A 21,054-nucleotide genomic window follows, 5' to 3' on the forward strand; every position below is an offset into this window, starting at 1 on the left:
CTCGCTCGCTACAGAGATATCCATGACCCCTTCCGTCGACCTGTTCAAACCCGCCTTCGGCCTCGGCAACCCACACCTGCAAACGCTTTGGGGCCCATTGTGGCGCCCTGCCACCCATATCGAACGCCAGCGCGAGCGCCTATGGCTGGACGACGGCGACTTTCTCGACCTCGACTGGCATGGCCCCCATGACGCGCAAGCGCCATTAGTGCTGGTGTTGCATGGGCTGACGGGCTCGTCCAATTCGCCCTACGTGGCTGGCCTGCAAAAAGCCCTCGCCACCCAAGGCTGGGCCAGCGCAGCCTTGAACTGGCGTGGGTGCTCGGGTGAACCCAACCTCTTGGCGCGCAGCTATCACTCGGGCGCCAGCGAAGACCTGGCGGCCGCGATTGCCCATCTGCGCACCAAGCGGCCGTTGGCTCCGCTGTACGCGGTGGGTTATTCGCTGGGGGGCAATGTGCTGCTCAAGCACCTGGGAGAAACCGGCGAAGCTTCCGGGCTGCAAGGCGCGGCGGCGGTGTCGGTGCCGTTTCGGCTGGATCAATGTGCAGATCGCATCGGGTTGGGCTTTTCGCGGGTTTATCAGAAGCATTTCATGCGCGAGATGCTGGCGTATATCCGCCTCAAGCAGAGCCGGTTTCTACAGGATGGCCGGGCTGACGGGCTGAAAACCCTGGAAGCGCTTGGCTCCCTGGAGAAGATGCGCACGTTCTGGGACTTCGATGGCCGGGTGACTGCGCCGCTGCACGGGTTCCTCAGTGCAGAGGACTATTACCGCCGCGCGTCGAGCCGTTACTACTTGGGCGAAATCCGTACCCCGACCCTGATCATCCAGGCTGCCGACGACCCCTTCGTGTTCGCACACAGCTTGCCTGAAGCCAGCGAACTGTCGGATTGCACCGAGTTCGAGTTGCTGGCCAAGGGTGGGCATGTGGGGTTTGTCGACGGTTCGCTGAAGCGCCCCAGCTACTACCTGGAGCGCCGCATTCCCCAATGGTTGCTGGAGAAACACGGTAAATAATGTGGGAGCTGGCTTGCCTGCGATAAGGCCGTGTCAGCTGGCCGATTACTGACTGACACACCGCAATCGCAGGCGAGCCAGCTCCCACACTTAATCGGGTTTTCAAACTGGATATTTAGTCGCCAGTCGCAATCTTCCGCGCCGGATCAGTAATCCACTCACTCCACGACCCTGCATACAACTTGCCCAACGGATAACCCGCCAAACTCAGGGCGAACAGGTTGTGGCACGCCGTCACACCCGAACCGCAATACGCCACCAGTTCATCCGGCGAACGCCCTTGCAACTGCGCGGCGAAGCGCTGCTTGAGCTGCTCAGCCGGCAGGAAACGGCCATCACTGCCCAGGTTTTCGTTGAATGCCGCACACTGCGCGCCGGGAATGTGCCCGGCGATCGGGTCGATCGGCTCCACGTCGCCACGAAAACGCGCTTGGGCGCGGGCGTCGATCAAGGTCATGCCCGGTTCGCCCAGGCGCTTTTGCAGGTGCTCCGCGTCCAACAGCAGGTGATTATCCGGCGTACCGGCGAATGTTCCCGGCTCAACCACCGGCGCATCCAGGCTCAGCGGGAAACCTGCCGCATGCCAGGCCTTGAGGCCACCGTCCAGAATAAACACGCCATCACGCTTGCCCAGCCAGGCCAGCAGCCACCAGGCGCGGGCGGCATAGGCGCCGGGGCCGTCGTCATACAGCACGATGTCGGTGTCGGCGTTGATGCCCCAGGCTCGCAGTTGCACAACCAACGTATCAGCAGCCGGTAACGGATGACGACCGGTCACGCCTTTGGTCACCGGCCCGCTGAGATGGCGTTCAAGATCGGCATATTGCGCGCCTTCGATATGCCCTTCGGCGTAGCTGCAAAGCCCGTAGTCCGGGTCTTCCAGGGCAAAGCGGCAATCCAGTATCACCAGCCCGCCGCGCTGTTGGCGCTCGGCCAATTGCTGGGGGCTGATCAGTTGGGCAAGCGGCATGACGGACTCCTGTGAATAGATTGGGGAAAGGCCCTACTTCACTTCTTCCAGTGCCTGATTCAACGGCACGTAAAACTCTTTGAACAAGGCATCCACTGCTTCTTTCGCCTCGGCGGTGACAAACCCCGCCTCCAGCACCAGCACCTGGTACACACCGCGCTTGATCGCTTCGGCGCTCAAGTGAGCGGAGTTTTCATTGGTGGTGCACAGAAAGCGCACCCAGGAGGTGAGGATGATCCAGGCATTAAGGGTCAGCGCTTCGGTTTGCACGGGGTCCATATTGAGGATGCCAGCATCGACAAATCCCTGATAGATGGCGCTGCCCTGGATCAGGCAGCGCTGGGAAAACCGCCGGTAGCCGGTGGCAAGTTCCGGGTCGCTTTCCAGCAGGTGTTCAAGGTCACGGTGCAGGAAACGGTAGCGCCACATGCCAGCCAGCACGGCCTGCAGGTAGAAGCGCTTGTCTTCGACGGTAACGGCGCGGCCTTGGGGCGGGCGCAGAAAACTGTCTACCAGGGCTTCGTATTCACGAAACAGCACGGCGATGATCGCCTGCTTATTGGGGAAGTGGTAGTACAGGTTGCCCGGGGAAATTTCCATGTGGGCGGCGATATGGTTGGTGCTGACACTGCGTTCACCCTGCTGGTTAAAAAGCTCCAGGCTGGTTTGCACAATGCGCTCGCTGGTCTTTACTCGTGGTGCCATAGGGGATCAGCTTCTGAACACGTGATGAAGCATCTTACGGCCTATCCTGCTCAGGATAAATCCGCATGTTGCTGCAATGTTATTTGACATTTTAGAGCAATGACTCTAATAAATGATGCATTCCAATGACAATCGGAAACTGCGCCATGTCTGCCAACGTTGCCTACCTGCAAGACGCCCAGGCGCTGGATCAACTCCAGGGCTTGTTCAACGCCCAACGTCTCGCCTATGCGGCCAACCCGATGCCGCCCGCCGAGCAACGCCAGCAATGGCTCAAGGCATTGCGCGACTTGCTCAGCGACGAACGCCAGGCGCTGATCGACGCGATCAGCCAGGACTTCAGCCACCGTAACGCCGACGAAACCCTGTTCGCCGAACTTATGCCGAGCCTGCATGGCATTCACTACGCCAGCCAACACCTCAAAGGCTGGATGAAACCTTCCCGTCGCGCTGTGGGCATTGCCTTCCAACCCGCGTCAGCCAAAGTCATCTACCAGCCGCTCGGTGTGGTCGGGGTAATCGTGCCCTGGAACTACCCACTGTATTTGGCCATTGGCCCGCTGGTCGGCGCTTTGTCGGCAGGTAACCGGGTGATGCTCAAACTCAGCGAATCCACACCCGCCACGGGCGCGCTGCTCAAGACACTGTTGGCGAAAATATTCCCCGAGGACCTGGTGTGCGTGGTGCTGGGCGAGGCCGAAGTGGGTATGGCGTTTTCCAAACTGCGCTTCGACCACTTGTTATTCACCGGCGCCACCAGCATCGGCAAGCACGTGATGCGCGCGGCGGCCGAGCACCTCACGCCGGTCACGCTGGAGTTGGGCGGCAAGTCGCCCGCCATTGTCTCCGCCGACGTGCCACTTAAGGACGCCGCCGAGCGCATCGCCTTCGGCAAATGCCTGAACGCCGGGCAAACCTGTGTGGCGCCGGACTATGTGCTGGTGCCGGAAGACCGAGTGGAGGGCTTTGTCGAGGCTTACTCCAAGGCAGTCCGTGGGTTTTATCCAACCCTGGCCGACAACCCGGACTACACCGCCATCATTAACGAGCGGCAACAGGCCCGGCTCAATGCCTACATCAAAGACGCCACCGACAAAGGCGCCACCCTGATTCCACTTTACGAGCAAGGCCAGGCTCGGCGCATGGCCCATAGCCTGTTGCTGAATGTCAGCGATGACATGACCGTGATGCAGGACGAAATCTTCGGCCCGGTGCTGCCAATCGTGCCTTATCGCGGCATCGACCAGGCGTTTGCCTACATCAACCAGCGCCCTCGCCCGTTGGCCCTGTATTACTTCGGCTACAACAAGGGCGAGCAGAACCGAGTGCTCCACGAAACCCACTCCGGCGGCGTGTGCCTGAATGACACGCTGCTGCACGTGGCTCAGGACGACATGCCTTTTGGCGGCATCGGCCCGTCGGGTATGGGCCACTACCACGGTCATGAAGGGTTCCTCACGTTCAGCAAGGCCAAGGGTGTGCTGGTCAAGCAGCGCCTGAACGCGGCGAAGTTGATCTACCCGCCGTACGGCAAGTCGATCCAGAAATTGATTCAGAAGCTGTTTATCCGTTGATAACACACCCTCGGGATAACAATAACAATGAACCCTAGCCTGACTGATTCACCCGCGCTGTCGCGGCGCGGCGTCTTGAAAATCGGCCTGTGCGCCAGCGCGTTCCTGGCCACCGCCGGGCTCGGCGCCAGCCTCAGTGGCTGCTCCAGCAGCACCCCGGCCAGCGGCTTTGCCATGCTGCGCAGCAGTGATTTGCCGTTCCTGCGCGCGGTCATCCCGGTGCTGCTCGAAGGCGCCGCCAGCGCCCAGGACGTAGTCGCCGGGATCGAAGACACCCTGAAAAAACTCGACTACAGCCTGCAGCACTTATCGCCGGAGATGTTCAAGCTCACCCAGCAACTGTTCGACGTACTGGGTATGGGTATCACCCGCGGCCCGTTGACCGGGATCTGGGGCAGTTGGGAAAACGCCAGCAGCGAGCAGATTCGCAACTTCCTGCACCGCTGGGAAAACAGCTACCTCAACCTGCTGCGCATGGGCCAGGGTTCACTGCTCAAGCTGGTGATCATGGCCTGGTACTTCCGCCCGCAATCCTGGGCCCATTGCGGCTACCCCGGCCCGCCGAAGATCTAACCCTGATAACCCGATCAGAAAATGTGGGAGCGGGCTTGCTCGCGAAAGCGGTGGGTCAGTCAATAAATTCTTAACTGATAGACCGTATTCGCGAGCAAGCCCGCTCCCACCTTGACCGCAACTTCGTAGCGTTTAACTCATAAAAACAAGAGTGCACTTCATATGCCCGTACCCGATCTGTTCCGCGACGGCCTGGCCCGTGGCTGGAAAACCCACAATGGCGCCGCCTTAGGCAACGACCTGACCCTGGAAGCCGATGTGGCGATTATCGGCAGCGGCGCCGGTGGCGGCACTACCGCCGAGATCCTCAGCGCAGCCGGCTACAAGGTGTTGCTGATCGAAGAAGGCCCGCTCAAAACCAGCAGCGATTTCAAACTGCTGGAAGACGAGGCATACGCCAGCCTGTACCAGGAAGGCATCGGCCGCATGAGCAAAGACGGCGCGATCACCATCCTGCAGGGCCGGGCCGTGGGCGGCACCACGCTGATCAACTGGACGTCGAGCTTTCGCACGCCCGATGCCACCCTCGCCCACTGGGCCAGCGAATACGCGGTAAAAGGCCACAGCAGCGCCGAGATGGCGCCATGGTTCGAGAAGATGGAGCAGCGCCTGGGTATCGCGCCGTGGGCCATACCACCGAACGCCAACAACGATGTGATTCGCAAAGGCTGCGAAAAACTCGGTTACAGCTGGCACGTGATTCCGCGCAACGTACGCGGCTGTTTCAACCTGGGGTATTGCGGCATGGGCTGCCCGGTCAACGCCAAGCAGTCGATGTTGGTCACCACCATCCCGTCCACCCTGGAAAAAGGCGGCGAACTGCTCTACCTGGCCCGCGCCGAACACCTCAACTACAGCGGCGACACGATCAGCAGCCTGGAATGCGTCGCCATGGATGAACGCTGCGTGGCCCCCACCGGGCGCAAGATCATGGTCAAGGCCAAGCATTACGTCCTGTCCGGCGGTGGCATCAACAGCCCGGCACTGCTGATGCGTTCGGACGCACCCGACCCGCATTCGCGGCTGGGCAAGCGCACTTTTCTGCACTTGGTGAACTTCTCCGCCGGGCTGTTCGACGAGGTCATCAACCCGTTCTACGGTGCGCCGCAGTCGATCTATTCTGACCACTTCCAATGGCAGGACGGCACGACCGGCAAAATGTCCTACAAGCTGGAGGCTCCGCCCTTACATCCGGGCTTGGCCAGCACCCTGTTCGGCGGCTACGGCACGCAGAACGCCTTGGACATGAGCCAACTGCCCCATACCCACGCCATGCTCGCGCTGCTGCGTGACGGCTTTCATCCCGACAGCCCGGGCGGCACCGTGGAATTGCGCAGTGACGGCACGCCGGTGCTCGATTATCAGGTGTCGGATTACGCCTGGGACGGCCTGCGCCGGGCGTTCCATACCATGGCCGAGATTCAGTTCGCAGCGGGCGCCAAGTCGGTCAAGCCGTTGCACCACGATGCACGCTACGTGAACACCTTGGCCGAGGCGCGCAGCCTGATTGACGGCCTGAGCCTGGAATTGCACCGCACAACACTGGGCAGCGCCCACGTAATGGGCGGTTGCGCCATGGGTGAAGACCCGAAAAACGCGGTGGCCGACAGCCTCGGCCGGCATCACCAATTGCGCAATCTGTCGATCCACGATGGCTCTTTATTCCCCACCAGCATTGGGGCTAACCCGCAATTGTCGGTGTACGGATTGACGGCGCAACTGGCGACAGCATTAGCCGAACGTCTGAAAACGGCATGAAAAAACACGGTATTCGTGCTGTCTATAGTGCTTTCTTCTGCATAAGTTGACTTGGCCGACCGGGACGGCTGCGATACCATCCGGTTCCCCAACGGACTCCGCCAGGACGACGCGATGAACCGAGTGTTGTACCCAGGTACCTTCGACCCGATTACCAAAGGCCATGGCGATCTGGTCGAACGCGCCTCTCGCTTGTTCGACCATGTGATCATCGCGGTCGCCGCCAGCCCCAAGAAAAACCCGCTGTTTCCCCTGGAACAGCGCGTGGAATTGGCACGCGAGGTCACCAAGCACCTGCCTAACGTGGAAGTGGTGGGCTTTTCGACGCTGCTGGCGCACTTCGCCAAAGAGCAGAACGCCAATGTGTTCCTGCGTGGCCTGCGTGCAGTGTCGGACTTCGAATACGAATTCCAGCTGGCCAACATGAACCGTCAACTGGCGCCGGACGTGGAAAGCCTGTTCCTCACGCCTTCGGAGCGTTATTCGTTCATTTCCTCCACATTGGTCCGTGAAATCGCTGCTTTGGGCGGGGATATCACCAAGTTCGTGCACCCGGCCGTGGCAGATGCGCTGACCCTGCGTTTCAAGAAGTAATTTCTGAGGCGTGGGCTTGTTGTGGCGAGCGGGCTTGCCACAATAAGCCAGCTCACCCCCACAAGCCCATAAGCCACAGGTCATGTGCGCTCGCACTGTGGGCGCCAATGCGGCACAATTGCGCGCATTCGTTTTCAGATGCCCTGGCTGACAGCCCTGGCAGGAGTTTCCATGTCCCTGATCATCACCGACGATTGCATCAACTGCGACGTCTGCGAACCCGAGTGCCCGAACGCTGCGATTTCCCAGGGCGAAGAGATCTACGTGATCGACCCCAACCTGTGCACCCAGTGTGTCGGCCACTACGACGAGCCTCAGTGCCAGCAAGTGTGCCCGGTGGATTGCATTCCGCTGGATGAAGCCCATCCGGAGACCGAAGAGCAGTTGATGGAGAAGTACCGGAAGATTACCGGTAAGGCCTAAGCCTTTGTGGCGCCCATCAGGGCCTCATCGCAGGCAAGCCAGCTCCCACACAGACCGCGTTCGTTCTGAAGAAATACGGTTAAATGTGGGAGCGGGCTTGCTCGCGAAGGCGGCATCAGCCCTCACACAGAGTCAGCTCTGGCACTTGGGGCAAAACACACTCGCCCGCTGCCCCAACACCACATTGCGCAACTCCGTCCCGCAGACCTTGCACGCCTCGCCTCCCCGGCCATAGACGAACAGTTCCTGCTGGAAATACCCCGGCTGCCCGTCACCCCCAATAAAGTCGCGCAGCGTGGTACCGCCCCGTTCGATGGCGGCCGCCAGCACGCGCTTGATCTCAATCGCCAGCTTCAAATAACGCCCGCGTGAGATACCGCCCGCGGCCCGACGCGGATCAATCCCCGCCGCAAACAACGCTTCCGTCGCATAGATATTGCCCACCCCCACCACCACTGCGTTGTCCATGATGAACGGCTTCACCGCCATCGAACGCCCACGGGACAGCTGGAACAGGCGCTCGCCATCAAACAGGTCGGTCAACGGCTCGGGCCCCAGGCGCATCAGCAACTCGTGGTTGTGCGGGTCGTGGCTCCAGAGCATTGCGCCGAAACGCCTGGGGTCGGTGTAACGCAGGGCCAGGCCGGATTCGAGTTCGATGTCCACATGCTCATGTTTGAGTGCCGGCGAACCGACTTCCACCATGCGCAAGTTGCCCGACATGCCCAAGTGGCTGATCAAGGTGCCCACTTCGGCATTGATCAACAGGTACTTGGCCCGCCGCTCCACCAATACGATGCGCTGCCCTGACAGACGCACATCAAGGTCTTCCGGGATTGGCCAGCGCAGGCGCCGCTCACGCACCACCACGCGACTGACCCGCTGGCCTTCCAGGTGGGGCGCAATTCCGCGCCGGGTGGTTTCGACTTCTGGTAACTCGGGCATGTGTACCTCTTGGAAAAAGGGTCAGTGCGCGCCCAGCTCGCGGATCGACAACTTCATGCTTTCAAAGTCGTAGTCCGACAGGCCCACGTAATCCAGCACCAGGTGGCCGATAGCATTCCACTCATGGTCTACCGACTGGCTGCCCAGCACACGGTAAGACGAGCAGATATGCTCGGCCATTTTCAGGATCGCCAGCAGGTTTTTCAGTTGCGGAGTGCGCGACGACTCATCGCTGAAAATCGCCAGGGCATTGTGGTGGTTGGCGATGGCGTCGGTCACATGCTCCGGCAGGCGCCAGGACTTGGCGGTGTAATAACCGACGACGGCATGGTTGGTGTTGAACGCGTTGTTCTCGGTGTCGACCACCCGGCAGTCGGGGCCGGCGTTGGCGTAGGCCTCTTCCAGCACCGTCATGTAGTTGGGAAAACGCTTGAGCATCAATGGCACACCGCAATCGTGAAACAGGCCCAAGGCATAGGCCTCGTCTACGGTTTGCGAACCGGTGCGTTTGGCCAGGGTCAGGCACGTCATGGCCACATCCTGGGCAGTGTCCCAGAAGCGGTTGAGGGTGACGATGGTGTCGTCGCTCATCTCGCCCTTGATCGACTGCGCATTGATCAGGTTGATGATCGAGCGGCTGCCCAGCAGGTTCACTGCGCGCTGGATCGAGGCGATCTTGTTGCTCAGGCCGTAATAGGGCGAGTTGACGATCTTCAGCAGCGCACCGGACAAGCCTGGGTCTTGGGAGATCAACCGCGCGATCACTTCCAGGTCCGGGTCGGGCATGTACTGCTCCATCTGCAAATCCACCATGATTTGCGGTTGAGGCGGCACGCTGATGCCTTGCAGGGCCTGTTGGATCTGCTCGGCGGAAAGCTCTTGGGACATAAGTACACACTCTGGGCTAGGCGGGGATTCTAACCCTTATGAAGACTTGACCGACACCCAAATGCCGAACTGAAACCGGATCAAATGTGTCCGGCGGCGCCGCGAATTCATGCACAACACGGTATACTCCCGCTCTTTTTTCCGGAGCGACGTCATGTCCCTGCCAAGCCTGCGTCTCAAAGCCAACGCCGATCGTCGTTTGCGCAACGGCCACCTGTGGGTCTACAGCAACGAAATCGACGTGGCCGCCACACCTCTTCATGGCTTCCAGGCAGGCGACCAGGCCATCCTGGAAGCGGCCGGCGGCAAGACCCTGGGCATCGTGGCCATGAGCCCGAACAACCTGATCTGCGCACGCCTGCTGTCGCGCGACATCAAGTTGCCCCTGGACAAGTCGCTGCTGGTGCACCGCATCAACGTCGCCCTGTCGCTGCGTGATCGCCTGTTCGACAAGCCGTTCTACCGCTTGGTCTACGGCGATTCCGACCTGTTGCCAGGCCTGGTAGTCGACCGTTTCGGCGATATCCTGGTGGTGCAGATCGCGTCGGCGACCATGGAAGCCCACAAAGAAGACGTGATCGCTGCACTCACCCAAGTGCTCAAGCCGAGCGGCATCCTGTTCAAGAACGACTCCGCCGCGCGCGACGCTGAAGGCCTCAACCGCTACGTTGAAACCGTGTTCGGCCTGGTGCCGGAGTGGGTAGCGCTGGAAGAAAACGGCGTGAAGTTCGAAGCCCCAGTCATCCAGGGCCAGAAAACCGGCTGGTTCTACGACCACCGCATGAACCGCGCGCGCCTGGCCCCGTATGCCAAAGGCAAACGCGTGCTGGACCTGTACAGCTACATCGGCGGCTGGGGCGTGCAAGCTGCAGCCTTCGGCGCCAGTGAAGTGTTCTGCGTCGACGCCTCCGCTTTCGCCCTCGACGGCGTTGAGCGCAACGCCGCGCTGAACGGCGTTGCCGAGAAAATGACCTGCATCGAAGGCGACGTCTTCGAAGCGCTGAAAGAACTGAAAGCCAGCGAAGAGCGTTTCGACGTGATCGTCGCCGACCCACCGGCCTTCATCAAACGCAAAAAAGACATGAAAAACGGCGAAGGCGCCTACCGTCGCCTGAACGAGCAAGCCATGCGCCTGCTCAGCAAGGACGGCATCCTGGTCAGCGCATCCTGCTCGATGCACCTGCCGGAAGATGACCTGCAAAACATCCTGCTGACCAGCGCCCGCCACCTGGACCGCAATATCCAGATGCTCGAACGCGGCGGCCAGGGCCCGGATCATCCGGTGCACCCGGCGATTGCAGAGACGCGGTATATCAAGAGCATTACCTGCCGGTTGCTGCCTAACAGCTAAGGCGCGCCGCGCTCTGAGATAGAGCGCAGATCAAAATGTGGGAGCGGGCTTGCTCGCGAAAGCGGTGTGTCAGTCGATGAATGCATTGGCTGACAGTGCGTATTCGCGAGCAAGCCCGCTCCCACATTTTATTGCGCGGCGTCCGAAACGGATTTGATTGAATTCCACGTTTCACAGACTAGTATTGGTTTCTGGAATTACTCCGGAAAATAACAACAATGTCTGAGTCCTACGCCCAGCCCAGTGGCGACGTAAAACGCCAACAACTGTCCCGCTTCATCCTCATCACCTGCATTTCACTGATCAGCTTCTTTCCGATCAATATTCTCCTGCCCTCATTCCCCGCGCTGGCTACCCGGTTCGACATGCCTACGGCGGACATCGCACTCTCCATCAGCCTGTTCACCCTGGTCTTTTCCATCTCGCAACTGGTCGCCGGCCCGCTGTCGGATAAATGGGGTCGCAAGGAAGTCCTGCTCGGCTGCATCACGCTGTCGATCCTGGGTGCGATTGGCTGCGCACTGGCCTCGGACTACCTGACCTTCCTGCTGTTTCGCTCCGTACAGGCGATGGGCTGTGGCTTCTTCGTGCTGGGCCACGCCCTGGTGGAAGACCTGTTCGAGGAACAGGATCGAGCCCGTGTACGCCTCTATTACATGACCCTGAGCGGTTCGTTTGTCGCGCTGTCACCCCTGATAGGCTCCTGGCTGCAAACCACATTCGACTGGCAAGGCAGCTTCTACGGATTCGCGCTGATGGCGCTGGGCATGTTGATCCATGCGTTCTGCATCCTGCCGTCCAAATCCGCCAGCCCCCACCGTGCCCCGGTTTCGATCATCGGCACGCTGAAAGCCGTCGCAAGCAATCGGGACTTCCTGCGTTACTGGTGGATCGCCGCGCTGGTGTTTGCCTGTTATTTCGCGCTGATCAGCGTGACGCCGCTGATTTTCATGGATGCACTGAAACTGTCGGAATACCAGTACGCCCTGGTGCTGATGGTGTACGGCGTGGCCTATCTGCTCGGCGGCGTCGCGGCGTCGTATTTGCAAAAGCGCATCCCGCTGCCCCGGCAAATCAACCTCGGCCTCGGGTTGCTGCTTGTCGCTGGCGTGCTGTTGACACTGATCGTCAGCGTTGAGGCGATCACCACCATCACCCTGCTGATTCCGATGCTGATCAGCGCCCTGGCCGTCACCCTGGTTCGGCCTGCCGCGATTTCTGCGGCGATGTTGCTGTTCTCCAGCAGTGCAGGCACAGCCGCATCAGCGGGCAACAGCATCATGTTCCTCAGCGCCGCCGTCAGCAGCGCCGCTCTTGCGCAAACCGGCACGCATTTGCTGATGACCATTGCTGTCAGCTTCATCCTTTTCAGCCTGTGGGGTTGGTTGACGAATGCGCGGGTCGGGCGCTAATGCCCCGCCACACGTCCCGTAAGCGCTATCTCCACGCTTACGGCCATTCCCTCCCGCCGCCAGCGGTGTAGAATCGACGTTATTCATCGCCAGTCATCCCCCGGCGGGTTTATGAGCTCGAGGCCCAAGCACGCGGCGATCCCGCGACGCGAGTGGCAACTTTTGGACACGCGGCCATTTTCTGAGTGTTCCAGACGTCAATAGAAGCTCACTCCCCTTTAGTACTTGATTAGCCGCCCGGAGTGCTCCAATGCCTGATTACCGCTCGAAAACATCCACCCACGGCCGCAACATGGCCGGCGCGCGCGCACTGTGGCGTGCCACGGGGATGAAAGATGACGACTTCAAAAAGCCGATCATTGCGATTGCCAACTCGTTCACCCAATTCGTACCCGGCCATGTCCACCTCAAGGACCTGGGCCAGTTGGTCGCCCGCGAGATCGAACGCGCCGGCGGTGTAGCCAAAGAATTCAACACCATCGCCGTGGATGACGGCATCGCCATGGGCCATGACGGCATGCTGTATTCGCTGCCGAGCCGCGAGATCATCGCCGACTCCGTGGAGTACATGGTCAACGCCCACTGCGCCGACGCCATCGTCTGCATCTCCAACTGCGACAAGATCACCCCCGGCATGCTGATGGCCTCCCTGCGCCTGAATATCCCGGTGATTTTCGTGTCCGGCGGCCCGATGGAAGCCGGCAAGACCAAACTCGCCTCCCACGGCCTCGACCTGGTCGATGCCATGGTCATCGCCGCCGATTCCAGCGCTTCTGACGAGAAGGTCGCGGAATACGAGCGCAGCGCCTGCCCGACCTGCGGTTCGTGCTCCGGCATGTTCACCGCCAACTCGATGAACTGCCTGGTAGAAGCCTTGGGCCTGGCGTTGCCGGGTAACGGCTCTACCCTGGCCACCCACAGCGACCGCGAGCAATTGTTCCTGCAAGCCGGCCGCACCATCGTCGAGCTGTGCAAGCGTTACTACACCGAGAACGATGAGTCGGTGTTGCCGCGCAACATCGCCAACTTCAAGGCGTTCGAAAACGCCATGACCCTGGACATCGCCATGGGCGGCTCCACCAACACCATCCTGCACTTGCTGGCCGCCGCCCAGGAAGCCGAGATCGACTTCGACCTGCGCGACATCGACCGTCTGTCCCGCCACGTGCCGCAACTGTGCAAAGTCGCGCCGAACATCCAGAAGTACCATATGGAAGACGTGCACCGCGCCGGCGGGATCTTCTCGATCCTGGGCTCCCTGGCCCGCGGCGGCCTGCTGCACACCGACCTGCCGACCGTGCACAGCAAATCCCTGGCCGAAGGCATCGCCAAATGGGACATCACCCAGACCACTGACGAAGCCGTGCATCACTTCTTCAAGGCCGGCCCGGCAGGCATCCCGACGCAAACCGCGTTCAGCCAGTCGACCCGTTGGGACACCCTCGACGACGACCGTGAAAACGGCTGCATCCGCAGTGTCGAGCACGCCTACTCCCAAGAAGGCGGCCTGGCCGTGCTGTACGGCAACATCGCCCTCGACGGCTGCGTAGTCAAAACCGCTGGCGTGGACGAGTCGATCCACGTGTTCGAAGGCCGCGCCAAGATCTACGAAAGCCAGGACAGCTCGGTACGCGGCATCCTCGCCGACGAAGTCAAAGAAGGTGACATCGTCATCATCCGTTACGAGGGCCCGAAAGGCGGCCCGGGCATGCAAGAGATGCTCTACCCGACGTCGTACCTCAAATCCAAAGGTCTGGGCAAAGCCTGCGCCTTGCTGACCGACGGCCGTTTCTCCGGCGGCACCTCGGGCCTGTCCATCGGCCACGCTTCTCCAGAAGCCGCTGCCGGTGGCGCGATTGGCCTGGTGCAGGATGGCGACAAAGTGCTGATCGACATTCCGAACCGCTCGATCAACCTGTTGATCAGCGATGAAGAACTGGCTGCACGCCGGGTCGAACAGGACAAGAAAGGCTGGAAACCGGTCGAGAAGCGTCCACGTAAAGTGACGACCGCGTTGAAGGCTTATGCCCTGCTGGCTACCAGTGCCGACAAGGGTGCGGTACGTAACAAGGCGATGCTCGACGGCCTGTAAGCCTCGCCCATAAAAATGCCCCGCCAAGTGCGGGGCATTTTTTTGCCTGCAGAAAACTCCCCAGACATAGAAGACCAACTGTGGGAGCTGGCGTGCCTGCGAAAGCGGTGGGCCAGCCGACTCATGTATGGCCTGACACACCGCCTTCGCGAGCAAGCCCGCTCCCACATTCGACCGCATTCCAATGCTGGAACCCGATCAAGTGTGGGAGCGGGCTTGCTCGCGAAGCAGGCGCCTTGGTCTTACTGAATCTCGTCAGGCTTGACGATCACCCAGTTCTTGTCCGCCGTCACCGGCAGCCCTTCCTTGGCTTGCGCCGCTGCCCGCTCCCACGTTCGACCGCATTCCAATGCTGGAACTCGGTCAAGTGTGGGAGCGGGCTTGCTCGCGAAGCAGGCGCCTCGGTCTTACTGAATCTCGTCAGGCTTGACGATCACCCAGTTCTTGTCGGCCGTCACCGGCAGCCCTTCCTTGGCCTGGGCCGCTGCGTGCTTGGCCATCATGCCGTTGAGTTGGGTCATGTACTTGTCTTTGCGGTTGACCCACAGGTGAATGCCGCCTTTGGCCACGTCCACATCGTGGAACAGCATGTAGCCGTCGCTGGTCGGCGTGTCACCGCCGACAATCACCGGCTTTTTCCACTCGTCGATGTAGGTCAGGATGGCTGCGTGTTTGCCGGCCATCCAGGTTGCCGGCGTCCACAGGTAGGGGGTCAGTTCCAGGCCCAGGTTGGCCTTCTCGTCATATTTGCCGGCAGCGATCTGTTTGCGTGCGGTGGTCAGCTCGCCAGTCTTGCGGTCCTTGAGCAGGGTGCTCACGCCGATGACGTTCTCGGGTTTGACGTTGTAGCCGTACTTCGGATCGGCAGCGACCATGCGCACCAGTTCCTCGGACGCGGCGGTCATCACGTAGACCTCAATGCCATTTTCCATCAGCTTGTTGTAGAGCTCAGCCTGGCCGGTGAAGACTTTTGGTGGCTGCACGTCCATGTTCTTGACCACGTCACCGTCGTAGTACGTGACCGGGACTGGCTTGCCGGAAGCCATCATCTCATCGACGTAGCCTTTGAGTTCCTTGAGGGTGAAGCCGGAGAAGATCTGCGCCACCCATGGGTAGCAGACCATGTCGTCGACTTCGCAAAGGCGGTAGTAGTAGCTGAACAGGCTTTCCTTGTGTTCAGCGGTGTCCTTGAACGGGATCAGCTTCAGGGACGGGTCCATCGTGTCGCGGGTGATCAGGCCCTTGTTTTCCAGGTACGGCAGCAAGGACTCTTCAAGGTCATAGCGGTAGCTGGTGTTGTCCATGTCGAACACCGCGAAGTTACCCTTGTTGGCGTTGGCGGCGATCATCTTGTTCAGTTGCTCGGCGGCGGGCGCCGGCCAGTGCTTCAACTCGGTGGCGGCAAATGCCTGGCCGGCGAGGCCGAAGCAGAAGGCGGCGGCAAGTAGTGTTGGCGCGAGCTTCATAAGCGTTTTCTCCCTGAGTGAAAGACATCGACGCTAACAAATCTGTGTGACAGTTATCGCCCGAGCGCGACCGCTTGCGTCGTGATTGCGCCAAAGGCATACGCCTGAACGTCAAACGCTTATTCCAAAAACGACAGTCCACATTCCATATCGGTATTAAATCAATATATTTCAAGCTGTTAGCATTTCCGGTTCGCAATCGCAGGCTCACGCGATTGGCTGCCTTCTCAACGGAGCTTCAATGAATCTGCCCCTGATTCTCAACTTACTGGTGTTCGTGGCCCTGTTGCTGGGCCTGGCACAAACTCGCCACACGCAATGGAGCCTCGCCAAGAAGGTCCTGTTCGCCCTGGCCCTCGGCGTGGTGTTCGGTACGGTATTGCACACCATTTATGGCGACGGTAACCCGGTGCTCAAAGCCTCCATCGGCTGGTTCGACCTGGTCGGTAATGGTTATGTGCAACTGCTGCAAATGATCGTGATCCCGCTGGTATTCGCTTCGATCCTCAGCGCAGTAGCGCGTCTGCATAATGCCTCGTCCCTGGGCAAGATCAGCTTCCTGACCATCGGCACGCTGCTGTTCACCACGGCGATTGCGGCGCTGATCGGCATCGGCCTGACCAACCTGTTCGGCCTCACCGCCGAAGGCCTGGTGGCCGGCACCCAGGAAATGGCGCGCCTGCAAGTGATCCAGAGCGATTACGCCGGCAAGGTCGCCGACCTGAATATCCCGCAATTGCTGCTGTCGTTCGTGCCGGCGAACCCGTTCGCCGACCTGGCGCGCGCCAAGCCGACGTCGATCATCAGTGTGGTGATTTTCGCTGCATTCCTGGGGGTTGCCGCGCTGCAACTGCTCAAGGATGACGTGGAAAAAGGCCAGAAAGTAATCAACGCCATCGACACCCTGCAAGCCTGGGTGATGCGCCTGGTGTGCCTGGTGATGAAGCTGACGCCGTACGGCGTGCTGGCGCTGATGACCAAAGTGGTCGCCGGTTCCAACCTGCAAGACATTATCAAGCTCGGCAGTTTTGTGGTGGTGTCGTACCTGGCGCTGGGCCTGATGTTTGTGGTGCACGGCCTGCTGCTGTCCCTGGCCGGGATCAACCCGCTGCGGTTCTTCCGCAAAGTGTGGCCGGTGCTGACCTTTGCGTTCACCAGCCGCTCCAGTGCGGCGGCCATTCCGCTGAGCATTGAAGCCCAGACGCGCCGCCTCGGCATTCCACAATCCATCGCCGGTTTTGCCGCCTCGTTTGGTGCCACCATCGGCCAGAACGGTTGCGCGGGCCTCTACCCGGCGATGTTGGCTGTGATGGTTGCGCCAACCGTCGGCATCAACCCGCTGGACCCGCTGTGGATCGCGACCCTGGTGGCAATTGTGACCTTGAGTTCGGCCGGTGTGGCCGGGGTGGGTGGCGGTGCGACGTTTGCCGCGCTGATCGTGCTGCCGGCGATGGGCTTGCCGGTGTCACTGGTGGCGCTGCTGATTTCCGTGGAGCCGCTGATCGACATGGGCCGCACGGCCTTGAACGTAAACGGCTCGATGACGGCGGGCGCGATTACCAGCCAGGTCATGAAGCAGACGGATAAAGCGCTGTTGAATGCCGATGAACATGCCGAGCTAGCGCAGGCCTGATAGACCGCTATCGCAAGCAAGCCAGCTCCCACATTTTGACCGCATTCTCATGTTGGAACTCGGTCAAGTGTGGGAGCTGGCTTGCCTGCGATGCTCTTAGGCTTTTTCCCAGACTTCGAAGTTATACGCCGGCTTATCACCTTCAGCTGGATTCTCCAGGTTTGAAACCAGCTTCCACTGCTGTTTATCAAATTCGGGAAACCACGCATCCCCTTCCGGGCTCAGCGCAACCCGGGTCAGATACAAGCGATCTGCCTGTTCCAGCCCCTGCGCATACAACTGCGCACCGCCGATCAGCATCAGCTCATCCACGCCCTGCGCCAGCGCCCAGGCCTCGGCCCGCTCAACCGCGGCTTCGAGAGACGGAAAAACTTCCGCACCTTCGAGCACCAAGTCGGTCTGACGGCTGACCACGATGTTCAAGCGCCCCGGCAACGGTCGGCCCAGCGAATCCCAGGTCTTGCGCCCCATGATGATCGGCTTGCCGAGCGTGGTGGCCTTGAAGTATTTAAAATCCCCCGGCAAATGCCAGGGCATGCTGTTGTCGACGCCGATCACACGGTTTTCACCGAGGGCTGCGATCAGGCTTAAAGGGAGAGTTTTTTTCATGGCGACGAGAATACCAGAGCCCCCAGCCACGCGCAGCGTGCACTAAACAGCCCCGGAGCGGTTATGCTCCAGGCTCACGAACACAACAGGACGGCGCGTGACTGCACTGAACCCCTTGCACAAACTCTGGCTGACGGAAACCGTGCGCTTGCGTGAAGAACACGCCGGCCCGCTGGAAGACCTGGAAGCCAACCGCCTGGCCCGCGCGGCCGGCGGCGACCTGCCGACGCGCATCCAACAGCGCGCCCTGCATTTGGCCGAGCGCGATGGTTTGATCGCCGCCCTCACCCGCTGGCTGCAAGGCGCCCGTTTGGCGCTGGTGCTGCTGGCGGTGGTCGCGGTGATCAGTGGCGCCGGTCTGGCGTTTGCTGCATTGGGCAATGGTGTGACGCCGGTGAATGTGTTCTGGGCCCTGGGCAGCCTGCTCGGCTTGAATCTGATCCTGTTAATCAGTTGGGCCCTGGGCCTGCTGTTTGCCGGCGAACACAGCGCCAGCCTCGGCCGCCTGTGGTTGTGGCTCAGCGAAAAACTCGCGCGTGATGCCAAGGCCGCGCAACTGGCGCCGGCGTTGCTGCTGTTGTTACAGCGCCAGAAACTCAATCGCTGGGCGGTCGGCATGCTGGTCAACAGCCTGTGGTTGCTGGCATTGCTCAGTGCCATGGTGATTTTGCTGACACTGCTCGCCACCCGACGCTATGGTTTTGTGTGGGAAACCACCATCCTCGGCGCCGACACTTTTGTCGCCGTGACCCAAGCCCTTGGCAGCCTTCCCGCGCTGTTGGGCTTCAATGTGCCGACGGTCGAGATGATCCGCGCCAGCGGCGATTCCGCCCTGAACATCGAAAGCGCTCGCCAAGCCTGGGCCGCCTGGCTGGTCGGGGTGTTGCTGGTTTACGGCCTGCTGCCCAGATTGATCCTCGCGTTACTCTGCCTGTGGCGCTGGAAACGCGGGCGCGCCGCATTGCGCCTGGACCTCAACCTGCCCGGCTACAGCCAACTGCGCGAACGCCTGATGCCCAGCAGTGAACGACTGGGCGTCAACGACGCCGCGCCCGAACAGCTGCACCACGTCACAGGAGGCGTCAGTGAACTGGAGAGCGACGGCGCGCTGCTGGTCGCCATCGAACTCGACGATCAGCACCCCTGGCCGCCCAAACTGCCGGCCAGCGTGAAAAACGCCGGCATCCTCGACACCCGCGAATCGCGCAACAAACTGCTGGAACAACTCACCCGCTTCCCGCCCGCGCGCCTGGCCATCGCTTGCGACCCACGGCGCTCGCCCGACCGTGGCAGCCTGGCGCTGATCGCCGAGCTGGCACGCAGCGCCGCCGCCACCCGTGTGTGGCTGCTGCAAGCTCCGCCCGGCCAGGCACTGGACGCCGAGCGCCTGGGCGATTGGCACGCAGCGCTGCAACAACTGGAGCTGCCCTTCGCCGACTGCGCGCCGCTGAACTGGCTGGAGACCGGTCATGACTAAACCGCTGAAACTCGCCGTGGTCGGCCACACCAATGTCGGCAAGACCTCACTGCTGCGTACGTTGACCCGCGATGTCGGCTTTGGCGAAGTCTCCCATCGGCCCAGCACCACGCGGCATGTCGAAGGCGCGCGCTTGTCGGTGGATGGCGAGGCCTTGCTGGAGCTATACGACACGCCCGGCCTGGAAGACGCCATCGCCCTGCTCGACTATCTGGAACGCCTGGATCGCCCCGGCGAACGCCTTGACGGCCCGGCCCGCCTGGCGCGTTTCCTGGAAGGCAGCGAAGCGCGCCAGCGTTTCGAACAGGAAGCCAAAGTGCTGCGCCAACTGCTGGCCTCCGACGCCGGCCTGTATGTGATCGACGCCCGCGAGCCGGTGCTGGCCAAGTACCGCGACGAGCTGCAAGTGCTGGCCAGTTGCGGCAAGCCGTTGCTGCCGGTGCTCAACTTCGTCAGCAGCAGCGACCACCGCGAGCCGGACTGGCGCGAAGCCCTGGCCCGACTTGGCCTGCATGCGCTGGTGCGTTTCGACAGTGTGGCGCCACCGGAAGATGGCGAGCGTCGTCTTTATGAAAGCCTGGCCCTGCTCCTGGAGAAGTCGCGGGGGCAGTTGGAACGGCTGATCCAGGACCAGCAAGCCCAACACCAGGCCCGCCAGCAAAGCGCCGCACGGCTGATCGCCGAGCTGTTGATTGACTGCGCCGCGTGCCGACGCAGCGTGGTCACTGCCGATGAACAGCAAGCCATCAGTGACCTGCGCAAAGCCGTACGCCAACGCGAACAAAAATGCGTGGAAGCGCTGCTCAAACTGTTTGGTTTCCGCCCACAAGATGCCGCCGCCAGCGACTTGCCGTTGCTGGACGGCCGCTGGGGCGATGACCTGTTCAACCCGGAAACCCTCAAGCAACTCGGCGTGCGCGTCGGTGGCGGAATCGCCGCAGGTGCGGCTGCCGGGGCGGGTGTGGACCTGCTGGTCGGAGGCTTGACGCTTGGCGCCGCCGCCCTGGCCGGTGCGATTGCCGGTGGTGCCCTGCAAACCGCACGCGGCTATGGCAGCCGCCTGCTGGGCAAGATTAAGGGCCAACGCGAACTGACCGTCGACGACAGCGTGCTGCGCCTTTTGGCCTTGCGCCAACGCCAGTTGCTCAAGGCCCTGAACCTGCGCGGCCATGCGGCCATGCACAGCATCAAGGTCGATACGCCCCAGGATAAAACCTGGCGCGAAGGCAAGTTACCGGACGCGCTGCACAAGGCCCGCGCTCATCCGCAATGGTCATCCCTGAACCTTCACCCGAAGCTGAGCCAGGCAGAGCGCCAGGAACAGATAGACACATTGGCCCACCAGCTGAATGATGCTGGCCACTTACCAGTTGAAGCTCAGGTACGCAGTACATAGCCGTCGGATCAATGCTTTATCGAGGTTGTTGGCAATGCCGTTGCCGACCACATCACTACTGGTAAAAAACTCCAACACTCCATCGACATCATAGGCAGCGGCCTGAAAAACGAGCGAACTTTTGCCACGTTCACCCGTATGCTCATCGAACGTCATCTGAACAGCGT

At 61.0% G+C, this 21,054-nt stretch carries 19 protein-coding genes; 12 read left to right on the forward strand and 7 right to left on the reverse strand.

Going from position 1 to position 21,054, the window contains the following annotated elements; all coding sequences use genetic code 11:
- Positions 1–22 precede the first annotated feature (22 nt).
- Complete coding sequence (locus ACLBW8_RS08155) at positions 23–1,021, forward strand: hydrolase (RefSeq protein WP_064454564.1); 999 nt, start codon at positions 23–25, stop codon at positions 1,019–1,021.
- A 115-nt stretch (positions 1,022–1,136) separates the two neighbouring features.
- On the opposite strand, the gene ACLBW8_RS08160 is transcribed toward ACLBW8_RS08155, so the two are convergent.
- Together ACLBW8_RS08160 and ACLBW8_RS08165 are read right to left on the reverse strand one after the other, a co-directional pair.
- Positions 1,137–1,991 (reverse strand): sulfurtransferase, encoded by an 855-nt coding sequence (locus ACLBW8_RS08160; RefSeq protein WP_447805128.1) that lies wholly within the window; start codon positions 1,989–1,991, stop codon positions 1,137–1,139.
- A gap of 33 nt (positions 1,992–2,024) precedes the next feature.
- Positions 2,025–2,696, reverse strand: coding sequence for a TetR/AcrR family transcriptional regulator (locus ACLBW8_RS08165; protein WP_447805129.1), 672 nt, complete (start codon positions 2,694–2,696; stop codon positions 2,025–2,027).
- A 146-nt stretch (positions 2,697–2,842) separates the two neighbouring features.
- Between ACLBW8_RS08165 and ACLBW8_RS08170 the strand changes: the two genes are divergently transcribed.
- The 5 genes from ACLBW8_RS08170 (at position 2,843) to ACLBW8_RS08190 (ending at position 7,618) form a co-directional block, all read left to right on the forward strand.
- Positions 2,843–4,270 carry a coniferyl aldehyde dehydrogenase gene (locus ACLBW8_RS08170; protein ID WP_447805130.1) on the forward strand — a complete coding sequence of 476 codons (1,428 nt, stop codon included), beginning with the start codon at positions 2,843–2,845 and terminating at the stop codon, positions 4,268–4,270.
- A 27-nt stretch (positions 4,271–4,297) separates the two neighbouring features.
- Positions 4,298–4,843 (forward strand): hypothetical protein, encoded by a 546-nt coding sequence (locus ACLBW8_RS08175; protein ID WP_053258498.1) that lies wholly within the window; start codon positions 4,298–4,300, stop codon positions 4,841–4,843.
- A gap of 162 nt (positions 4,844–5,005) precedes the next feature.
- Positions 5,006–6,601 (forward strand): GMC family oxidoreductase N-terminal domain-containing protein, encoded by a 1,596-nt coding sequence (locus ACLBW8_RS08180; RefSeq protein ID WP_447805131.1) that lies wholly within the window; start codon positions 5,006–5,008, stop codon positions 6,599–6,601.
- Positions 6,602–6,715: 114 nt separating this feature from the next.
- Positions 6,716–7,195: a pantetheine-phosphate adenylyltransferase gene (gene coaD / locus ACLBW8_RS08185; protein WP_003176711.1), complete on the forward strand. Its 480-nt coding sequence runs from the start codon at positions 6,716–6,718 to the stop codon at positions 7,193–7,195.
- 171 nt (positions 7,196–7,366) lie between these two features.
- A complete protein-coding gene (locus ACLBW8_RS08190; protein WP_003195146.1) occupies positions 7,367–7,618 on the forward strand; it encodes a YfhL family 4Fe-4S dicluster ferredoxin in 252 nt (83 codons plus the stop codon).
- A gap of 132 nt (positions 7,619–7,750) precedes the next feature.
- On the opposite strand, the gene mutM is transcribed toward ACLBW8_RS08190, so the two are convergent.
- Together mutM and ACLBW8_RS08200 are read right to left on the reverse strand one after the other, a co-directional pair.
- Positions 7,751–8,563, reverse strand: coding sequence for a bifunctional DNA-formamidopyrimidine glycosylase/DNA-(apurinic or apyrimidinic site) lyase (mutM, locus tag ACLBW8_RS08195; protein ID WP_064454569.1), 813 nt, complete (start codon positions 8,561–8,563; stop codon positions 7,751–7,753).
- Between the two features lie 21 nt (positions 8,564–8,584).
- Positions 8,585–9,397 (reverse strand): HDOD domain-containing protein, encoded by an 813-nt coding sequence (locus tag ACLBW8_RS08200; protein ID WP_208604480.1) that lies wholly within the window; start codon positions 9,395–9,397, stop codon positions 8,585–8,587.
- A gap of 208 nt (positions 9,398–9,605) precedes the next feature.
- Here ACLBW8_RS08200 and ACLBW8_RS08205 point away from each other — a divergent pair, with 208 nt between their 5' ends.
- The 3 genes from ACLBW8_RS08205 to ilvD all read left to right on the forward strand — a co-directional run bounded on the left by ACLBW8_RS08205 (position 9,606) and on the right by ilvD (position 14,306).
- Positions 9,606–10,802, forward strand: coding sequence for a class I SAM-dependent rRNA methyltransferase (locus ACLBW8_RS08205; protein ID WP_003213799.1), 1,197 nt, complete (start codon positions 9,606–9,608; stop codon positions 10,800–10,802).
- Positions 10,803–11,020: 218 nt separating this feature from the next.
- A complete protein-coding gene (locus ACLBW8_RS08210) occupies positions 11,021–12,214 on the forward strand; it encodes an MFS transporter (RefSeq protein ID WP_447805132.1) in 1,194 nt (397 codons plus the stop codon).
- A gap of 250 nt (positions 12,215–12,464) precedes the next feature.
- A complete protein-coding gene (gene ilvD, locus ACLBW8_RS08215; protein WP_064454573.1) occupies positions 12,465–14,306 on the forward strand; it encodes a dihydroxy-acid dehydratase in 1,842 nt (613 codons plus the stop codon).
- 407 nt (positions 14,307–14,713) lie between these two features.
- On the opposite strand, the gene ACLBW8_RS08220 is transcribed toward ilvD, so the two are convergent.
- Positions 14,714–15,772 (reverse strand): hypothetical protein, encoded by a 1,059-nt coding sequence (locus tag ACLBW8_RS08220; protein ID WP_064454574.1) that lies wholly within the window; start codon positions 15,770–15,772, stop codon positions 14,714–14,716.
- 241 nt (positions 15,773–16,013) lie between these two features.
- Here ACLBW8_RS08220 and ACLBW8_RS08225 point away from each other — a divergent pair, with 241 nt between their 5' ends.
- Positions 16,014–17,405: an L-cystine transporter gene (locus ACLBW8_RS08225; protein WP_447805133.1), complete on the forward strand. Its 1,392-nt coding sequence runs from the start codon at positions 16,014–16,016 to the stop codon at positions 17,403–17,405.
- A gap of 96 nt (positions 17,406–17,501) precedes the next feature.
- Here ACLBW8_RS08225 and ACLBW8_RS08230 read toward each other — a convergent pair whose 3' ends face one another.
- Positions 17,502–18,014 carry a dihydrofolate reductase gene (locus ACLBW8_RS08230; protein ID WP_447805134.1) on the reverse strand — a complete coding sequence of 171 codons (513 nt, stop codon included), beginning with the start codon at positions 18,012–18,014 and terminating at the stop codon, positions 17,502–17,504.
- Positions 18,015–18,111: 97 nt separating this feature from the next.
- Here ACLBW8_RS08230 and ACLBW8_RS08235 point away from each other — a divergent pair, with 97 nt between their 5' ends.
- Both ACLBW8_RS08235 and ACLBW8_RS08240 read left to right on the forward strand, forming a co-directional pair.
- Positions 18,112–19,491 (forward strand): DUF2868 domain-containing protein, encoded by a 1,380-nt coding sequence (locus ACLBW8_RS08235; protein WP_407016345.1) that lies wholly within the window; start codon positions 18,112–18,114, stop codon positions 19,489–19,491.
- Positions 19,484–20,887, forward strand: coding sequence for a DUF3482 domain-containing protein (locus tag ACLBW8_RS08240; RefSeq protein WP_447805135.1), 1,404 nt, complete (start codon positions 19,484–19,486; stop codon positions 20,885–20,887). Before ACLBW8_RS08235 ends, ACLBW8_RS08240 begins: the two co-directional genes overlap by 8 nt.
- Here ACLBW8_RS08240 and ACLBW8_RS08245 read toward each other — a convergent pair.
- Positions 20,855–21,043 (reverse strand): hypothetical protein, encoded by a 189-nt coding sequence (locus ACLBW8_RS08245; protein ID WP_447805136.1) that lies wholly within the window; start codon positions 21,041–21,043, stop codon positions 20,855–20,857. The two genes, ACLBW8_RS08240 and ACLBW8_RS08245, sit on opposite strands and share 33 nt — an antisense overlap.
- Between the last annotated feature and the right edge of the window lie 11 nt (positions 21,044–21,054).

The sequence above is a fragment of the Pseudomonas sp. M5A4_2d genome, from assembly GCF_053345295.1.

Coding starts and splice junctions, on each gene's coding strand:
- ACLBW8_RS08155 (WP_064454564.1), top strand. CDS start 23: ATGACCCCTTCCGTCGACCTGTTCAAACCCGCCTTCGGCCTCGGCAAC.
- ACLBW8_RS08160 (WP_447805128.1), bottom strand. CDS start 1,991: ATGCCGCTTGCCCAACTGATCAGCCCCCAGCAATTGGCCGAGCGCCAA.
- ACLBW8_RS08165 (WP_447805129.1), bottom strand. CDS start 2,696: ATGGCACCACGAGTAAAGACCAGCGAGCGCATTGTGCAAACCAGCCTG.
- ACLBW8_RS08170 (WP_447805130.1), top strand. CDS start 2,843: ATGTCTGCCAACGTTGCCTACCTGCAAGACGCCCAGGCGCTGGATCAA.
- ACLBW8_RS08175 (WP_053258498.1), top strand. CDS start 4,298: ATGAACCCTAGCCTGACTGATTCACCCGCGCTGTCGCGGCGCGGCGTC.
- ACLBW8_RS08180 (WP_447805131.1), top strand. CDS start 5,006: ATGCCCGTACCCGATCTGTTCCGCGACGGCCTGGCCCGTGGCTGGAAA.
- coaD (WP_003176711.1), top strand. CDS start 6,716: ATGAACCGAGTGTTGTACCCAGGTACCTTCGACCCGATTACCAAAGGC.
- ACLBW8_RS08190 (WP_003195146.1), top strand. CDS start 7,367: ATGTCCCTGATCATCACCGACGATTGCATCAACTGCGACGTCTGCGAA.
- mutM (WP_064454569.1), bottom strand. CDS start 8,563: ATGCCCGAGTTACCAGAAGTCGAAACCACCCGGCGCGGAATTGCGCCC.
- ACLBW8_RS08205 (WP_003213799.1), top strand. CDS start 9,606: ATGTCCCTGCCAAGCCTGCGTCTCAAAGCCAACGCCGATCGTCGTTTG.
- ACLBW8_RS08210 (WP_447805132.1), top strand. CDS start 11,021: ATGTCTGAGTCCTACGCCCAGCCCAGTGGCGACGTAAAACGCCAACAA.
- ilvD (WP_064454573.1), top strand. CDS start 12,465: ATGCCTGATTACCGCTCGAAAACATCCACCCACGGCCGCAACATGGCC.
- ACLBW8_RS08220 (WP_064454574.1), bottom strand. CDS start 15,772: ATGAAGCTCGCGCCAACACTACTTGCCGCCGCCTTCTGCTTCGGCCTC.
- ACLBW8_RS08225 (WP_447805133.1), top strand. CDS start 16,014: ATGAATCTGCCCCTGATTCTCAACTTACTGGTGTTCGTGGCCCTGTTG.
- ACLBW8_RS08230 (WP_447805134.1), bottom strand. CDS start 18,014: ATGAAAAAAACTCTCCCTTTAAGCCTGATCGCAGCCCTCGGTGAAAAC.
- ACLBW8_RS08240 (WP_447805135.1), top strand. CDS start 19,484: ATGACTAAACCGCTGAAACTCGCCGTGGTCGGCCACACCAATGTCGGC.
- ACLBW8_RS08245 (WP_447805136.1), bottom strand. CDS start 21,043: ATGACGTTCGATGAGCATACGGGTGAACGTGGCAAAAGTTCGCTCGTT.